Here is a 16152-nt window from a genome sequence, read left to right as displayed (position 1 = left end):
GACCCGGCCCGGCCGGGGGCCACCGGAGCAACTGATTCCACGCTACGCCTGCCCGGCTGACGCCGGAACGCGACGTCCTGCGGACCCTCGGAGCGCAGACCCTAGGATCGGGCCATGCCGCAGTCCCCCGCCGACGACCCCGGCCACCCCCGCCACCCCGCCGAGGCCGCCGCCCGGGCCGCCGGACTCACCGCGCTGGACCGCGTCGTCACCGGCTGCCGGGCCTGCCCCCGCCTGGTCGACTGGCGCGAGGAGACCGCCCGCACCAAGCGCCGCGCCTACCAGGACTGGGACTACTGGGCCCGCCCCGTCCCCGGCTTCGGCCCGCCCGACGCCCCGCTCGTCCTGGTCGGCCTCGCCCCCGCCGCCCACGGCGCCAACCGCACCGGCCGGATCTTCACCGGCGACCCCTCCGGCGACCTCCTCTACGCCGCCCTCTACGACCTCGGGCTCGCCAACCGCCCCGAGTCCGTCCGCTACGGCGACGGCCTGGAACTGTACGGCGTGCGGATCACCGACCCGGTCCGCTGCGCCCCGCCCGACAACAAGCCCAGCACCGCCGAACGCGACACCTGCCGTCCCTGGATCACCCGCGAACTGCAACTGCTGCGCCCCACCGTACGAACCGTCGTCGCCCTCGGCGGCTTCGCCTGGCAGGCCGTGCTCCCGGCGATCGCCGACGCCGGCTGGCAGGTCCCCCGCCCCCGCCCGGCCTTCGGCCACGCCGCGCGGGTCACCCTCCCCGCCCGTGACGGCGGCCCCGACCTGCGGCTCTACGGCTGCTACCACGTGAGCCCGCGCAACACCAACACCGGCCGCCTGACCACGACGATTCTCCGCGAGCTGCTCCGCGACGCCGCCCGCTCGGCGGGGCTCAGCCCCCGGTAGCCCGTCCCGACACCGCGGCCGGACCGGCCGCACCCGGGGGACGGGCCCTACCCGAACCGCGCCAGCTTCCGCTCCCCCGCCGGCGCCCACACCTCCGCCAGCCGGCCGCGCGCGGCCTCCGCCGCCGCGAGCTGGCGGGCGTACAGGGCGCCGTAACCGAAGGGCTCGCCACCCGCGTCCGGCTGGGCGGCGAGGGCCGCGGCGGCGACCACCGCGTCCTGGTGCTCGCCCAGGACCTCCTGGACGGCCTTCATCCGCTCCGCGTACAGCTCGGCCGCCGGGCCGACCGCCGCGGCGGCGGTCTCGCCGGCGTAGCGGGCCCGTTTGGCGCACTTGCGGGCCTCGTGCAGCGCCCGGTCGCGGTCCTCCGGGTCGGCGGTGAGGGCGGCGTGGACCCGCTCGGCCGTGCGGCGCTGCTCACGGGCCGCGACCCGGGACAGCTCGGGGACGGCCGGACGGGCCGCACGCCGCCGCAGTGGCGGGTCGGCGAGCAGGGTGGTCAGGGCCTCGGCCAGAGCGCGGCGACGGGGGCTGTCCAGGGCCGCGACCACCTCGGGCCGGACCCGGCGGTACTCGGCCTCGCCCCACCGCTCCAGCGCGCCCGCGACCCGCTCCGGTCCGCACTCGGCCGGCAGCTCGCGGGCCTGAGTGGCCAGCCGCTCGGCGAGCACCTCGCGGTCCCGGGCGCGGCCCAGGGCGGCGCCCAGCCAGCGCAGGTCGGCGACGACACCGTCGGTGGTGCCGGGGGCGAGGAGCCGACGGAAGGTCCGCAGGGCGCTGCGCAGCCGCCGGCAGGCGACCCGCATCCGGTGGACCGCGTCGGGCTCGTCCGCCCGGACGGCCTCGTCCAGACCGGCCAGCACCACGGCCTGGGCCTCGATGCGGTCGAGCAGCACCTGTCCCACCGTGGTTTCGGGCCTCGCCATGTGCGTCCACCCCCTCGTCGGGGTCGCCGGGAACGCCTTCCAGGCTAGTCGCGCGCCGACCGCTGTCGACCCCGCTCGGGCCGCTGAGGGGACGTCATGCGAGCGCGAACGACCATGCGCCCTCGTGCCGGGCGTCAGTGCCATGGCATACTCCCGAGCGTGACGACCTCCACCCATGCGACCAGGGCCCTGCGGGCCGCGGTGTTCACCGCGCTCGCCGTGCCGATGGCCGCGTTGGGCCAGGTGGTCATCACCGGCCGCCCGCTGCCGCTGTCGCTGGTGGCCACGGCGAGCGTCGTCGTCTTCCTGGTCGTGGCCGCGCTGGCCGGCGGGGAGCGGCGGCTGCTGCACATCTCCGCTGTGATGGTGCCGGTCGAGCTGCTGCTCAACACCACCTTCAACCTGGGCCAGACCGGCTGTGGGCCGGTCCTGTCCGAGCACGTGTCCGCGCGCGGGGTGAACCTGCTGGTCTGCGGCGGCGGTTCGATGGACGGTTCGCTGCTGGGCGGCCCGCTGGGCCACGCCGGGCAGTTGGCGCCCGCCGCGACCCAGCTGCTGCTCCTGGTGGTGCACCTGGCGATCGCGCTGGCCGCCTCGGCCTGGCTGCGGCTGGGCGACGCAGCGCTGTCGGGCCTGGCCCGGGCGCTGCGCGCGCTGCGCCAGTCGCTGACCCGTCCGCTGCGGGCGCTGGTCGTCCTGCTGCTCCCCGCCCCGGCGCGCCCGGTGCTGCGGGTGCCGCTGCCGGTGTCGGACCGTGAGCGGCCGCGCCGCGAGGACGTGGTGCTGAGCCCGGCGCCCCGGCGTGGTCCGCCCTCCTTCGCGCCTGCCTGCTGACCCGGTCACGTACCGGGGTTCCGTCCCGTACATCCCGTACGCCCGCAGGCAGTGCGCACGACTCCCGCGTTCACCGACCCCGCCGCACCCGCGTGTGCGGCTCCCCGCGCGCACCCGCGCGCCGCGTACAGGAGTTGACTTTCCCGTGGCTCAGTCCCCGACCAAGCAGCAGGCCAAGCGCATCAGCGCCCGTGAGCGGATCCAGGAGGCGCAGCGCCGCGAGCAGCAGGCGGCCAAGCGCCGTCAGCGGATCGTCGTGACCGTCTCCGCCGTCGTCGTCCTCGCCCTCGCGGGCGGTGTCGCGCTCGCGATCAACACGGGCTCGAAGAAGGACGACAAGGCCTCCGCGGCCTCCTCCGCCGCCCCGCTGGTCGTCCCGGCCAACGCCTCCGGCCCGGACGGCACGGTGATCACCTACGGCAAGGCCGACGCCCCGCACACCATGGAGGTGTACGAGGACTTCCGCTGCCCGGTCTGCAAGCACTTCGAGGCGGCGAACGGCCAGACCGTCAAGGAGATCACCCAGGAGGGCCAGATCAAGGTGGAGTTCCACCTGGCCGCCTTCCTCGACAAGAACCTCGGCGGCAAGGGCTCGCGCACCGCGCTGGCGGCGGCCGGCGCCGCGCTCAACGAGGGCGTGGACAAGTTCAAGGCGTTCCACGACGTGCTGTACGCCAACCAGCCGGACGAGCGCAGCGACGCCTTCGGCGACGTCAACCACCTCCTCGACCTGGCCGGCCAGGTGCCCGGGCTGAAGACGGACGCCTTCGTGAAGGCCGTCACCGACAAGACCTACGCGCCGTGGGCGGCGAAGGTCGCCGACGCGTTCAACGACAGCGGGGTGACGGGCACTCCGACGGTCAAGGTGGACGGCAAGCCGATCAACGTGTTCGCCGGCAACTCCGCCGCGACTCCGGAGCAGTTCACCGCGCAGGTCAAGCAGGCCGCCGGCCTCCAGTAGGCCGGCCCGCACCGCACGGCACCACCGGCCCGGCCGAACTCCCGGCCGGGCCGGCCCTTCCGAGCCAGCCACCGGAGTGCTTCCATGACCGCCGCGACCACCGTTCACCTGTCCCAGCCCGCCCCCGACGCCGCCGACGCCGGCCGAGCCGCGATCGGCGCGAGCCGGGCCTTCGCGATCCTGCTGTTCCTCAGCGGGCTGATCGGGCTGGCCGCCTCGGCCGTCCTGACCTTCGACAAGCTCCGCATCCTGGAGAACCCCTCCTACGTCCCCAGCTGCAACATCAACCCGGTGATCAGCTGCGGTTCGGTGATGCGCACCGAGCAGGCCTCGGTGTTCGGCTTCCCCAACCCGCTGCTCGGCCTGGCGGCCTTCGGCGCGCTGGCGGCGATCGGCGCGGGGCTGCTGGCCGGTGCCGCGTACCGGCGCTGGTTCTGGCTGGGCCTGCAAGGCGGGACGGTGCTGGGCGTCGTGTTCACACACTGGCTGATCGTCCAGGCGCTGTACGACATCGGCGCGCTGTGCCCGTACTGCATGGTGGTGTGGGCGACGGTGGTGGCGCTGTTCTGGTACACCACCCTGCACAACCTGCGGACGGGCGTGATCCCGGTCGGGCCGAGGATGCGGGCGGTCGTCCGGGAGGCGGCACGCTACCACTGGGCGCTGCCGGTGCTGTGGGCGGCGGTGATCGCGCTGCTGGTCCTCAACCGGTTCTGGTACTACTGGAGCACCCTGGTCTGAGACCCGCTCACCCCACGTACCCCGCCGAGTGCAGCAGTGCGGCGACGCCGGTCCGCCGGGCCTCCAGGGCCCCGGTGAGCCGGCGCGCCGCGCAGGGGTGCAGCAGGGCGACGGCCCGGGCGGGGGTGAAGTAGCCGTGGTCGGCGATCTCCTCGACCTGGAGGCGGACCGCCGCATTCGCCTCGACCGTGCCGCCGTCGAACATGAAGTGCACGGCCGGGTGGGCGTGTCGGCCCTGGTCGGGGATCGCCTCGCGCCACTCCACCACCAGCAGCCGCAGTTCGCCCGCCACCAGCCCCGTCTCCTCCAGCAGTTCCCGCGCGGCGCACTCGGCGGGTGCCTCCCCCGGGTCCATCCCGCCGCCGGGGAACTGCCACTGATCGCGGTAACTGGCCTGCAGCAGCAGGACCTTGCCCTGCTCGTCGGTGAGCAGCACGCTGCACCCGATGTAGGCGCGCACTATCCCGGCGAGCCACTCCTCCTCCGAGAGGGCCCAGGTCTCCGTCATCGCGCCTCCTCCGCCGGGTGCTCCTGTCGCCGCCACCGTGCCCGATCACCGCCGCGCCAAAGGCGGTTCGCACCTAATCCACCCGATCGGGTGCCAGGGCCCGTCTCCTGGGTCCCGGGCCCCGGGGCCTAACCGAACACCGCGCGCCGGAAGGCGTTGCGCAGGTCGGTGAGCGGCTGGGTGGTCCGGTCGTAGTGCACCTTGTTGGTGAGCAGCAGCGCCCAGCGGCCGAGCCGACGGGAGACCCAGATGCCGGTGCCGGTGAAGCCGTAGTGGACGAAGGTGCCCTCGGCGGGTTCGGTGCCGGGGGCGTACAGCCAGGACAGCCCGCGGGCGGGGGCGAGGCCGCCGGTCTGCTCGCGCAGTGATTCGGTGATCCACGGTTCGCCCCAGGGCAGTTGGGGCGGCGGGGCGAGCAGGGCGGTGAGGAAGCGGGCGAGGTCGCGGGCGGTGGAGAAGGCCCCGGCGTTGCCGGAGACCCCGCCGAGCAGCCGGGCGGAGGGGTCGTGCACCACACCGCGCAGATGGGCGCCGACCGACTCCTCGTACTCGGTGGGCGCGGTACGGGCGGTCGCCGCGGTGTCGAGCGGGCCGTACCGGGTGTCGGCCATGCCCAGCGGCCGCCAGACCCAGCGCGCGGCGAGTCGGTCCAGCGGCGCACTGCCAAGGTCCTCGACCAGGTAGGTGAGCAGCACGGCGGCGCGGTCGGTGTACTCGACGGCGGCGCCCGGTTCACGGTGCAGCGGGGCGGCGATCACCCCGGTCCGGATCGCCGCGAGGTCCCGCCCGTAGCGCCGCTCGAAGCGGGTGCGCGGGAGCATTCCGGCGGTGTGCGCGAGGAGTTGACGCACCGTCACGGCTCCGGACGGGTGCCCCGCGGCGGGCTGCCACCAGCGGCCGAGCGGTTCGTCCAGTGGCAGCCGACCGGACTGCCGCAGCACGCCCGCGCAGGGCCAGAGCGCGACGATCTTGGTGAGGCTGGCGAGGTCGTACAGCGTGTCCGGCCCGGGCACGAGCCCCGCGTACGGGCCTTGCCCGAGCACGCCGTGGCTGCCGCCGCCGAGCGTGCCGCCGGCGTCACCGACGGCCCAGACGGCGCCCGCGCCCACGGTGCGCACGCCGTCCCGGAGCAGTCGGTCCAACTCCCCGCCGGGCTCGGCCAGGGCGGGGAGTCGTTCGGCTTCGGGGGGTCGGTGGCTCACCACGGGTGTCTACCCGGCGCGGCGGCCGCTCAGACCGCCTCGACGAGCTCCTTGCCGAGGCAGACGCTCAGCGGGTGGTCCTTGTAGATGCCGAACTTCCGGATCGCGACGTAGCCCTCGGACTCGTACAGCGCGATGGCCTCGGGCTGCTCGGTGCCGGTCTCCAGGATGAAGCGGGTGCGCGAGGCCTCGACGGCGGTCCGCTCCAGGCGGCGCAGCACCGCCCGGGCCAGGCCGCGGCCGCGGGCGTCGGGTATCACGAACATCCGCTTCAGCTCGGCGTCGCCGTCGCGCAGCCCGTCCGGCCCGGCCTGCTTGGCCCGCCAGCCGCCGCAGGCGACCGGGCGGCCGTCCAGGTAGGCGATCATGAACAGTCCGGCCGGCGCCTCGAAGTCCTCGGGGTGCATCACGGTGTCGTCCGGCTCGCCATAGCGGCGGACGTACTCCTGCTGGACCTCCGCCGACAGGGCCTGGGCGTCGGGGTGGGCGTAACCGGTGACGCGGAACTCGACGGTGCCGGTGTCCTTGGTGGCGGTGCTCTCCATGGTTGGAAAGCCTACGATCCCGCCTCAGCGACCCTCGAACCGGGCGAGCAGCTCGGTCTTGCCGAACATCGCGGCGGCCTCGACGGCGGAGGGGTAGCCGGCCTTCGGGTCGGCGCCACCGGCCAGCAGGGCGTCCACGACGTCCACGGTGCCCTTGAAGACGGCTCCGGCCAGCGGGGTCTGACCCTTGTCGTTGGCACGGTTCGGGTCGGCGCCGCGCGCAAGCAGCGCCTCGACGGTGGCGGTGTGGCCGTGGTAGGCGGCCAGCATGACCAGGGTGTCGCCGCTGCCGTTGGTGAGGTCCGCGGAGACGCCCGCGTCGACGGCGGCGGTCAGGGTATCGGTGTCTCCGGCCCGGGCGGCGTCGAAGAGCTTCCCGGCGAGCGCGATCACCTCGGCATCGGGGGCATCGGTCATGGCGGGCTGCCTTTCCTGGGAACTGGCGAGGGAGCGGTGCGTACCGCACCGTATCGGCCGACGCGAAACTGGGCCAGCCGGTGTCCGGATTCCGGATGACGGCCGGCCCCGGCGGGACACCCGGCCGCGCGGGTTGCGCAGCCGTTCGAGCGACTTCCCGGAGCCCCCGGAAACCTCCCGCCCACTCCCCGGGAATGCCTCCCGCACCGAATCCGCGCGGCACAAGGCCCCCACCCCGGCCGGTTCGCATACCCCCCGTCCGTTCTCCCAGGCGGCATTGAACGGCAGAACCACCCGTTTGCACCGTTCCATCAGCTATTACTTTTTGTCACGATTAGGGCACTTTAAGTAACACTGTCCCCGTCCCCTCCCCGAGGAGCAGAACGTGATCCTCAATGTCTCCGCGCTCGTCCTGTTCGGCACCGTCGCCTTTCTGTTTTTCCGCAGAGACGGCCTGAAGATGTCGCATGCCATCGTCTGCGCTCTCTTCGGCTTCTACATCGCCGGTTCCTCGATCGCCCCGAGCATCACGGCGGGCGGCGCCAGCCTGGCGAGCCTGCTCGGCGGCATCAAGTTCTAGGACCGCCACTCCCCGTACGGGCCCGGGCGCGGATCCCACCGCCCCGGGCCCCGTCGTACCCGAGCAGTCCTCCCTCACCCCACCCGTCCCACTCGCCCGGGGAGTCACGGAATGCCGCTCCACCGCCATCTCACCAAGGGCCGCGAGATCGCCCGAACCGCCGGGGACCACGCCTCCGACATGTTCGTCCCGCTCGCCGTGATCGGCCGGGGCCTGCGTCACCACGCCGACTGGGCCAGGACCCGCTGGCAGGCCACCCCGCAGGAGCGCCGCGGCCCGACCCTGTTCCTGACCGCCGCGACGCTGATCGGCATCTACCTGCTGCCGCACGGCCTGCTGTTCGCACTGATCGCCCTGATGGCCAGCTCCGCCTGGGCCGGCCGGCCCCCCAAGGCCGCGCCCGCCCCGCCCGCGCCCGACGTCACCGAGATCAAGCTGAGCGCCCTCTACTCGGCGCTCATCCCCTACCTGGGCGGGCCCGAGGAAGCCAACCCGCTGTACCACTTCGAGGGCAGCTACAAGAGCGCCTTCAGCTCCTGGGAGTTCGACGGCGAGGGCCGGCTCTCCCGGCTGGAGCTGGGCTACCCGGCGTACTTCACCGACACCGAGCCGGCCGCCCGCGCGCGGATCGAGCAGGTCGTCCAGGGCAAGGCCGGGCGGGCCCGGGAGTACCGCTTCGACTGGGACGAGGAGTCCAACCGGCTGCGCATCGCCGCGCTGACACCGCTGGCCACCGACATCGTCGCCCAGCACTTCGTGGCCGCCCCGGGCGAGATCGTGCTCGGCTTCACCGACGAGGACGGCACCGCCCGCACCATCCCGGTCAGCCAGGGCGGCACCACCGCCCAGCAGCCGCCGGTGGTCTGGCGCACCGGCCCGCGCTCCTCCGAGCCGCACCTGCTGGCCCTCGGGGTCGCCGGCTACGGCACCTCCAGCCTGCTGCGCTCGCTCGCGCTCCAGGCCCTCCCGTACGCCGACCTGGTGGTGATCGACGGCGCCGGCACCGGCGAGCACGCCTGCCTGGTGAACCGGCCCGGCGTGTACACCGTGGAGACCAGCCTGCACGGCGCGCTGGCCGCGCTGGAGTGGGCCGCCGGGGAGACCGACCGCCGGCTCGCCGCGCTGAACGCCGCCCGGCACGCCGGGACCGCCCCGCCGGAGGACGCCACCCGGCCGCTGTGGCTGCTGCTGGACCACCCGACCGAGCTGAGCGAGCTCGCCCACGCCGAGGGCCGCCCCGACCCCCAGGACCTGCTGGAGCTGCCGCTGCGGCACGGCCGGGCCGCCCGCGTCACCGTGGTGATCGCCGACGACATCGAGGCCCGGGGCCGGCTCACCCCGACCGTCCGGACCACTACCCGGGCCCGGGTGGTGCTCGGCCCGGCCGGGCCCGAGGAGAGCCACGCCGCACTCGGCGCACCGCTGGACATCGCGCCCGCCGCGCACGCCCCGATCGGCCGCGGCTACGCCCGGATCGGCAACGGCGCCCCGGTCCGGCTCCAGGTGCCCACCACCGTCGACCCGCTGGACGACGAGGCCCCGCCGCAGCTGCGGGACGCGGTGATCGCCCTGCTGCCGCACCGCGACAGCCGGACCGAGGCCGTTCCGGGAACGCCGCCCCGTCCGGAGCACCCGCCGACGACCCCGGCCGACGGCGCGCCCGGAGCCCACCCGGTCGACCTCGGCAAGACCGAGCCGATGATCCGTTCCCGACCGATCTCCTGAACACGGGGAAGAGGGGGCGGCGACGGCCGTCGAATCCCGTCCCGGTACGCTCGACACGGAAAGGCCGACCGATCACCAGATGTGAAATAGGTGACACCTGGGGTGATATCACCGGCCAGATGTGACAAATCGGGCGCTGGTGGGTACAAACAGGGACGGCACGACAGACGACGCATGTCCCGGGACGGGAATCTTCGTCGGAAGCCGAGCGTTGACCGAACGACGAAGAACAGCGACCACTAGTCCTGTGGGCCATAAGCCCGGGAGGCACGATTCATGAGCGAGCGAGCTCTCCGCGGCACGCGACTCGGGGCCACTAGCTACGAGACCGACCGTGGTATCGATCTGGCTCCCCGCCAGACCGTCGAGTACTCATGTCAGAACGGACACCGTTTCGAGGTTCCTTTCTCGGTCGAGGCGGAGATCCCCGCGACCTGGGAATGCCGCTTCTGTGGGCAGGAGGCGGCACTTCTCGACGGTGACGAGCCGGAGGAGAAGAAGGTCAAGCCCACGCGCACCCATTGGGACATGCTGATGGAGCGCCGGACGCGCGAGGAACTGGAGGAGGTGCTGGCCGAGCGGCTGGCCGTGCTCCGCTCCGGCGGGATGAACCTCGCGGTGCACCCGCGGGACACCCGTAAGAGCGCCTGACACACCTCTCTCCCGCCGCTGGGCGGGAGGACGCGAAAAGGGACCCTGGTCACCAGGGTCCCTTTCGCGTTGTCCGGGGTGTCCGGAGCGGTACTGCCCTGGAACGGCACGGGCCAGGAACGGCACGGGCCAGGAACGGCAACGGGCCAGGAACGGCAACGGGCCGCCCGGTCGGGCGGCCCGTGTCGGTCCGTGCGGCTCAGCCCGTGATCGGCGGGCGGTAGGTGATGTCCGGGCCCTGCGGGCCGCGCGGGCCGGCGTCCGGCTCGACCACCTCGCCCTGGATCACCTTGCCGTCCGGTCGGTGGATGCGTATCTGCTCCTGCAGCCGCATCGCGTCCGCGAACGGGTCGGCGCCGACGGTGGAGGTGCTGCGCAGCGCCTTGTCCGCGATCCGGCGCCCGGCGGCCCGCCACAGCGCCCGGGTGGGCGGGAACAGCAGGGTCAGGGCGATCAGGTCCGACAGGAAGCCGGGGATGATCAGCAGCAGCCCGGCCAGCACGGTCATGCTGGTGCCGGTCTGCGGCTGCTGGGACTGCGGGTTCTTGCTCTGTTCGATGGCCGCCGACAGCGCCTTCAGCCCGGCCCGCTTGATCAGCGAGCCGCCGATCACCCCGCCGGCGATGAGCAGCAGCAGGACGGCGAAGCCGCCCAGCCACGAGCCCACCAGGACCAGCAGCCAGATCTCCAGCACCAGCCAGGCGGTGATCAGCAGCGGCAGCACCCGTCGGAGCCTGCTCCGCGGGGCCGGACGCGTGGGGGTAGCTTGCTGGGTCACGGTACGAATCCACTCCAAGCGGTGCTCTGCGCGCCGCACGGGGGGTCCGGGCCGGCTACGGCACCACCTGGTGCAACGATTCCCCGGCGGCGGGTGTTCCGGCGCCGGCCTTCTTGCGGCGGCCGACCAGCACGGCGGCGCCGCAGGCCAGCAGGCCGCCGATCGCCAGCGTCCACTCCGGGGCGGCGCCGACCTCGTCGGCCACCGTGGTGCCGTCGCGCAGCGGGACGGTCGCGGACAGTTCGGCCGGGGTCAGCTCCTGGGTGCGCTGCTCGACCGTGCCGTCCGGGGCGATCACCGCGCTGATGCCGCTGGTGGCGGCGATCAGGACGGCCCGGCCGTGCTCGACCGCGCGCAGCCGGCTCATCGCGAGCTGCTGCTCGGGCTGACCGGTCTCGGCGTAGGTCGCGTTGTTGGTCTGCACCACCAGGACGCGGGCGCCGCTGTCCACGGTGTCCCGGACGATCTCGTCGTAGGCCACCTCGAAGCAGATCACGTCGCCGATCCTCGCCGGGCCGAGCTGCATCACGCCGTTGTGGTCGCCCGGGTAGAAGTCGCGGGCGACCCGCTGGAGGCGGGTGATCACCTTCATCAGCTGGGCGCGGAACGGGACGTACTCGCCGAAGGGGACGGGGTGCTGCTTGGTGTAGGAGGCGCCGGGGCCGGTGACCGGGTCCCAGACGATGCCCTCGTTCTGGACGTGCTGGGCGTCCGGGCCGTCCACCAGGGTGCCGACCAGGGTGGGCACGCCGACGGCCTGGACCGCCTCGTCGATGCGCTGGCGGGCCAGCGGGTCGCTGAACGGGTCCAGGTCGGAGGAGTTCTCCGGCCAGATCACGACGTCGGGGCGCGGGAGCTTGCCGCCCTGGATGTCGGCGGCCAGCCGCTCGGTGGCCGAGGCGTGGTTGTTGAGGACCATCATCGGGCGGCCGAGGAAGTCCATGCCCGGGTTGGGCACGTTGCCCTGGACGATGGCGACCTTGACGGTGTCGTTCGCGGCGGTCGGCACCGGCACGAGGTAGCCGGCCAGCAGCGCGGCCACCGCGCCGAGCGCCGCCAGCGCAGCCGCCCTCGGGGCCTTGCGCGGACCGCGCAGGCGCAGCGCGGCCCAGGCCAGCAGGGCACCGGAGAGGGCGACGGCGAAGGTCACCAGCGGCGCGCCGCCGATCGCTGCCAGCGGGGTGAACGGGGTGGCGGTGTTGGCGAAGGCGAGCCGGCCCCAGGGGAAACCGCCGAGCGGCAGCCGGTCGCGCGCCCACTCCTGGGTGATCCACAGGCAGGCCGCCCAGAGCGGCCAGCCGGGCAGCCGGGAGGTGAGCGCCAGCGCGCCGCCGAGCAGGGCCAGGAACAGCGCCTCGACGACGGACAGGCCGACCGTGGCGTCCCAGCCGACCACCCGCAGCCAGCTGAGCAGCATCAGGAAGAACGGCAGGCCGAAGGCGAAGCCCGTCCACAGGCCCTGGCGGAAGGTGCGGCCGCGGGTGAGCAGCGAGAGCGCGGCGACGCCGAGCAGCGACAGCGGCCAGAGGTCGTAGGGCGGGAAGGCCAGCGCGAGCAGCAGGCCGGCCAGTGCGGCGAGGCCGGTCCGGGGCAGCCCGGCGCGGACCTTGGCGAGCGCGCGGGCGGCGCGGCCGGGCTTGCCGGGTGTGGGGGCCGGGTCCAGCGGCTCCGGAGCGGTCCCGGACCGCTCCTGGGTGACGGGCATGGCCACCGGCGCACCATCTTCCTGGGGCTTGCTGTTCGGACGCTGTCCGAAGAAGGTACCCCGGAAGGTCGGTGTCGCGTGAGGTCAGGGTGGTACGGCCCACCCCCTCCCCGGCCCCCTTCCGGCTGGCCCCCTTCGCCCGGCCCGCCCGCGCTCGGATCAGCGCTCGGCGTAGCGGAACTCACGCAGCGGCCAGTGCTCGGCGAGCCAGCCGGAGACGGCCCGGTACAGCGGGGCGTCCAGCTCGGCGCGGTCGGCCCGGACCCAGGAGCTGACCGAGACCACGGACGGGTCCTCGCGGTCCGGGTACATGTAGACGCAGCCGATCACCTCGTCCCGGTCCGGTTCCAGGACGGTGTAGGTGAAGCCGGTGCGGGCCTCGAAGTCGGCGGCGTGGCGGCGCAGGTCGGCGAGGTTGCGGTCGAGCGGCATCCCGTCCGCGGGCGGCCAGCCGCGGCCTGCCCAGCCGGGGGTGGCGCGGATGTGGTCGATGCTGCCGGTCCACGCGGCGTGGTCGGAGTCGTTGTGCTGCTCGCCCAGGGGTTCCAGGCGGAACTCCGGGGCGAGCAGCTCGCGCGGGACGGTGAAGTCGGCGGGTACCAGGGGGTCGGTCGTCATGGTGAGCAACCTAAGCGCGCTGGGCCCGCCGGCTCATCCGATTTAGCGCTGGTGCACGGTGCGGCCGCGGACCACGGTGCGCAGGCAGGTTGGCAGCTCGCGACCGGGGGTGAGGTCGGGCAGGCCGGGGGTGCCGGAGCGCGGGTCGGTGGACCAGCCGGCCACCCGGGCGTCGGGGGCCTGGACGACCAGTTCCTCGGCGGCCCAGATCGCGTAGCTGGCGACCGCGCCGGGAACCAGCACGCCGTCCTGGTCGCGGCCGATCGCGCGCCAGCCGCCGCGGGTGTGGGCGGTGAAGGCGGCGCGGACCGAGATCCGGTGCTCCAGGGTCTGGTGGAAGGCCGCCGCGCGGATGGTGCCCCAGGGGTCGAGCGGGGTGACCGGGGCGTCCGAGCCGAAGGCCAGCGGGACGCCGGCCCGCAGCATGGCGGCGAAGGGGTTGAGAGCGGCGGCCCGCTCGGCGCCCAGGCGCTGCACGTACATGCCGTCCGGGCCGCCCCAGGCTGCGTCGAAGGCGGGCTGGACGGAGGCGGTGAGGCCGAGCTCGGCGAAGGCGGCGATGGCCTTGTCGTCCAGGGCCTCGGCGTGCTCGACGCGGTGGCGCAGGGCCTTGACCCGGCCGGCACCGACCCGTTCGCCGGCCGCGCGGACGCCCTCGACGACCGCCGCCACGGCGGCGTCGCCGATGGCGTGGAAGCCGGCCTGCAGCCCGGCCTCGGTGCAGGCGGCGACGTGGTCGGCGACCTGCTCGGCGCTCAGGTAGGCGGTGCCGGTGTGCTCGGCGTCGGCGTACGGGGTGTGCAGGCAGGCGGTGCGCGAGCCGAGCGCGCCGTCCACGAAGAGGTCGCCGCCGGCACCCACCGCGCCGAGTCGGCTGGCGGTCTCGATGCCGCCCAACTCGCCCCAGTAGCCGAAGACTTCGGGGCCCTCGCGGTCGGCGGCCAGCTCCAGCAGGGCGGCCAGGTCGGCCTCGGAGGAGATCTCCGGGCCCGCGCACTCGTGCAGGGCGCCGATGCCGAGTTCGGCGGCGCGGGCGAGGGTGGCACGCTGGGCGCGGCGGCGCTGCTCGGGGGTGAGGTGGGCGAGCGCGGTCTGCCGGACGGCGTGGTGGGCGTCCTTGGTGAGCGGACCCTCGGCGTCGAAGCCGGGCCGCTCGGTGAGGCCCTCGGTGAGGGTGCGCAGCGCGGTGGTGGCGAGCGCGGAGTGCACGTCGGTGCGGGAGAGGTAGAGCGCGGCGCCGCGGGCGGCGTCGTCGAGCTCGGCGAGCGTGGGCGGGCGGCCCTCGGGCCAGCCGCTCTCGTCCCAGCCGTGACCGATCAGTACCCCGCCGGACTCGGGCCGGGCTTCGACGTAGGCAGTGACGGCCGCCAGGGTGGCGGCCAGCGAGGGGCTGCCGGTGAGGTCGAGGCCGGTGAGCGCCAGACCGGTGGAGGTGGCGTGGACGTGGGCGTCCACGAAGGCGGGGGTGACCAGGGCGCCGTCCAGCTCGACGATCTCGTCCGCGGTGGCGGCGTACGCCTCGGCGGCGCCGTCGCTGCCGACCCAGGCGATGTGCTCGCCCTCCACGAGCATCGCGGTGGCGAAGGGGTCGGCGGGGCTGTAGACGGCGCCGCCGCGCAGCAGGACGGTTCGTGGGCCCCTCCTGCCCGAGGGCGGGCAAGGAGGGAGGGTGCGTTCGGTCATGCCGCTAAGTCTGCACCCCACCGGTTCGACCTCAGAGCTTCGGGGGTCGGGCCTCGTAGGGGGTGGAGAGCACGACGGTGGTGCGGGTGGAGACGCCGGCGGCGCTGCGGATGCGGGCGAGCAGGTCCTCCAGGTCGCCGGGGGCGCCGACACGCACCTTGAGGATGTAGTTCTCGTCGCCGGCGACGCTGTGGCAGGCCTCGATCTCGGGCAGGCCGGCCAGTCTCTCCGGGGTGTCGTCCGGGGCGCTGGGGTCGAAGGGTTTGACCGAGATGAACGCGGTCAGCGCCAGGTCGACGGCGTCGGGGTCGATGATCGCGGTGTAGCCGCGGATCACCCCGCGCTGTTCGAGGCGGCGCACCCGCTGGTGCACCGCCGAGGTGGACAGGCCGGTGGCCTTGCCCAGGTCCGTGTAGCTCATCCGGCCGTCTTCTAGGAGCAGCTGGACGATGCGTTGGTCGAGATCCTCCACAGTGCGCAAACCTACCCGCTGGGGAGTGCGGGGGCGCACGCGGTGGCGCATCGCCCCGGGCCGAAGGGCGTGCCGGCGCCGGAAGCGACGATCGACGAGTAGAGAACGAGCGCCGGAGGGTGGGCCCCTTCTGCCCGAGGGCAGGCAAGGAGGGTGCACGTCGGCGCCAGGTCAAGGGCGCACGGAGGCGAACTGGCGGATCACTGGAAGGCCTGCAGGTGTCAGACAGGCAAGTGCCGGATGAATGTGGCGCGCGGTGTGGCCAAGGACACACCCGGTGCATCACGGTGCACATCGCCGCAGGGTTATGAGCCCGAATCACAGGGAAGTGCTGGTTGTGGCCCTGAGCGACCACGCCGGGCCCGATCCTAGGGGGATCCTCATGCCTGCTACTGACCAGCGCGTGCTGGGCGCCGACGAGACCGACGATATGACCGGCCGCGACGACCTCGCGGTCGATCACGCGCCGGGCAGCGACCCCGTCGAGGTCGAGACCTGGGACGTCTTCCGGGTCCACTGCCCCGAGTGCCGCCGTCCGATCGCCCTGGTGGCGGACGAGGAACGGCTGCCGCAGCACGCCCTGCTCCCCACCGCCTGGAACCCCTTCGCCCCCGCGATCTGCCCGGGTTCGGGTGCGCCGACCGACGACCTGACGGAGGTCGAGGAAGCGGAGGACGCCGAGTCGGCCGGCTTCAACGCGCTGTTCAAGCTCCCGAGCGAGCTCGACTGGCGCACCCAGCCGTTCTCGCACGCGCTGGTGCACCGTCCGGCGCGGGGCGCGGCCGGTCAGGCCCAGGCCGCGCGGCCGGTCACGACGGTCATCCCGGAGCAGCGCCGGCGGCTGGTGCGGCGCTGACTGCCGCCCGCCGTACGTGAATTGACGCTCCGGCGAGAACGCCTGCGGCCGTCACTCCGCAC

At 74.0% G+C, this 16152-nt stretch carries 18 protein-coding genes; 8 read left to right on the top strand and 10 right to left on the bottom strand.

Features of this window, described 5'->3' with window-relative positions:
* The first annotated feature begins 114 nt into the window (after nucleotides 1-114).
* Entirely contained in the window at nucleotides 115-888 is a 774-nt protein-coding gene (locus ACIRYZ_RS08015) for a uracil-DNA glycosylase (protein ID WP_402941089.1), read from the top strand.
* A 47-nt stretch (nucleotides 889-935) separates the two neighbouring features.
* On the opposite strand, the gene ACIRYZ_RS08010 is transcribed toward ACIRYZ_RS08015, so the two are convergent.
* A complete protein-coding gene (locus ACIRYZ_RS08010; protein WP_402941086.1) occupies nucleotides 936-1814 on the bottom strand; it encodes a CHAD domain-containing protein in 879 nt (292 codons plus the stop codon).
* A gap of 159 nt (nucleotides 1815-1973) precedes the next feature.
* Here ACIRYZ_RS08010 and ACIRYZ_RS08005 point away from each other — a divergent pair, with 159 nt between their 5' ends.
* From ACIRYZ_RS08005 to ACIRYZ_RS07995, 3 genes are all read left to right on the top strand, one after another.
* The gene (locus ACIRYZ_RS08005) at nucleotides 1974-2648 is read left to right on the top strand and encodes a hypothetical protein (protein ID WP_393028595.1); all 675 of its coding nucleotides are present in this window, start codon (nucleotides 1974-1976) and stop codon (nucleotides 2646-2648) included.
* 145 nt (nucleotides 2649-2793) lie between these two features.
* Nucleotides 2794-3609, top strand: a complete 816-nt coding sequence (locus ACIRYZ_RS08000; RefSeq protein ID WP_402941083.1) for a DsbA family protein — start codon at nucleotides 2794-2796, stop codon at nucleotides 3607-3609.
* An 84-nt stretch (nucleotides 3610-3693) separates the two neighbouring features.
* Nucleotides 3694-4350, top strand: coding sequence for a vitamin K epoxide reductase family protein (locus ACIRYZ_RS07995; protein ID WP_402941081.1), 657 nt, complete (start codon nucleotides 3694-3696; stop codon nucleotides 4348-4350).
* 7 nt (nucleotides 4351-4357) lie between these two features.
* On the opposite strand, the gene ACIRYZ_RS07990 is transcribed toward ACIRYZ_RS07995, so the two are convergent.
* The 4 genes from ACIRYZ_RS07990 to ACIRYZ_RS07975 form a co-directional block, all read right to left on the bottom strand.
* Nucleotides 4358-4858, bottom strand: a complete 501-nt coding sequence (locus ACIRYZ_RS07990; protein WP_402941079.1) for an NUDIX domain-containing protein — start codon at nucleotides 4856-4858, stop codon at nucleotides 4358-4360.
* 128 nt (nucleotides 4859-4986) lie between these two features.
* Nucleotides 4987-6060, bottom strand: coding sequence for a serine hydrolase domain-containing protein (locus tag ACIRYZ_RS07985; protein WP_402941077.1), 1074 nt, complete (start codon nucleotides 6058-6060; stop codon nucleotides 4987-4989).
* Nucleotides 6061-6089: 29 nt separating this feature from the next.
* Nucleotides 6090-6605, bottom strand: a complete 516-nt coding sequence (locus ACIRYZ_RS07980; protein WP_402941074.1) for a GNAT family N-acetyltransferase — start codon at nucleotides 6603-6605, stop codon at nucleotides 6090-6092.
* A 24-nt stretch (nucleotides 6606-6629) separates the two neighbouring features.
* Nucleotides 6630-7022, bottom strand: coding sequence for an ankyrin repeat domain-containing protein (locus ACIRYZ_RS07975; protein ID WP_393028589.1), 393 nt, complete (start codon nucleotides 7020-7022; stop codon nucleotides 6630-6632).
* A gap of 385 nt (nucleotides 7023-7407) precedes the next feature.
* On the opposite strand from ACIRYZ_RS07975, the gene ACIRYZ_RS07970 reads away from it, so the two are divergent.
* The 3 genes from ACIRYZ_RS07970 to ACIRYZ_RS07960 all read left to right on the top strand — a co-directional run bounded on the left by ACIRYZ_RS07970 (nucleotide 7408) and on the right by ACIRYZ_RS07960 (nucleotide 9978).
* The gene (locus tag ACIRYZ_RS07970; protein ID WP_355669189.1) at nucleotides 7408-7602 is read left to right on the top strand and encodes a hypothetical protein; all 195 of its coding nucleotides are present in this window, start codon (nucleotides 7408-7410) and stop codon (nucleotides 7600-7602) included.
* A gap of 111 nt (nucleotides 7603-7713) precedes the next feature.
* The gene (locus ACIRYZ_RS07965; protein WP_402941071.1) at nucleotides 7714-9327 is read left to right on the top strand and encodes a hypothetical protein; all 1614 of its coding nucleotides are present in this window, start codon (nucleotides 7714-7716) and stop codon (nucleotides 9325-9327) included.
* Between the two features lie 276 nt (nucleotides 9328-9603).
* On the top strand, nucleotides 9604-9978 hold the full coding sequence (locus ACIRYZ_RS07960) for an RNA polymerase-binding protein RbpA (protein WP_402941068.1): 375 nt from the start codon (nucleotides 9604-9606) through the stop codon (nucleotides 9976-9978).
* Between the two features lie 199 nt (nucleotides 9979-10177).
* On the opposite strand, the gene fxsA is transcribed toward ACIRYZ_RS07960, so the two are convergent.
* The 5 genes from fxsA to ACIRYZ_RS07935 form a co-directional block, all read right to left on the bottom strand.
* Entirely contained in the window at nucleotides 10178-10756 is a 579-nt protein-coding gene (gene fxsA / locus ACIRYZ_RS07955; RefSeq protein WP_402941066.1) for an FxsA family membrane protein, read from the bottom strand.
* 55 nt (nucleotides 10757-10811) lie between these two features.
* The gene (lnt, locus tag ACIRYZ_RS07950) at nucleotides 10812-12461 is read right to left on the bottom strand and encodes an apolipoprotein N-acyltransferase (RefSeq protein WP_402941063.1); all 1650 of its coding nucleotides are present in this window, start codon (nucleotides 12459-12461) and stop codon (nucleotides 10812-10814) included.
* 159 nt (nucleotides 12462-12620) lie between these two features.
* On the bottom strand, nucleotides 12621-13079 hold the full coding sequence (locus ACIRYZ_RS07945; RefSeq protein ID WP_402941061.1) for an N-acetyltransferase: 459 nt from the start codon (nucleotides 13077-13079) through the stop codon (nucleotides 12621-12623).
* A 42-nt stretch (nucleotides 13080-13121) separates the two neighbouring features.
* Nucleotides 13122-14762 carry an amidohydrolase gene (locus ACIRYZ_RS07940; RefSeq protein ID WP_402941059.1) on the bottom strand — a complete coding sequence of 547 codons (1641 nt, stop codon included), beginning with the start codon at nucleotides 14760-14762 and terminating at the stop codon, nucleotides 13122-13124.
* A gap of 31 nt (nucleotides 14763-14793) precedes the next feature.
* Nucleotides 14794-15234: an Lrp/AsnC family transcriptional regulator gene (locus tag ACIRYZ_RS07935; RefSeq protein WP_045694655.1), complete on the bottom strand. Its 441-nt coding sequence runs from the start codon at nucleotides 15232-15234 to the stop codon at nucleotides 14794-14796.
* A gap of 382 nt (nucleotides 15235-15616) precedes the next feature.
* Here ACIRYZ_RS07935 and ACIRYZ_RS07930 point away from each other — a divergent pair, with 382 nt between their 5' ends.
* Entirely contained in the window at nucleotides 15617-16090 is a 474-nt protein-coding gene (locus ACIRYZ_RS07930) for a hypothetical protein (RefSeq protein WP_402941057.1), read from the top strand.
* The last annotated feature ends 62 nt before the right edge of the window (nucleotides 16091-16152 follow it).

This window comes from Kitasatospora sp. NPDC101155 (assembly GCF_044768305.1).
In the GTDB taxonomy this organism is placed as follows: Bacteria; Actinomycetota; Actinomycetes; order Streptomycetales; family Streptomycetaceae; genus Kitasatospora.
The sequence above is the reverse complement of the archived record's forward strand: the minus strand, read 5'-3'. Positions and strand labels throughout refer to the sequence as shown.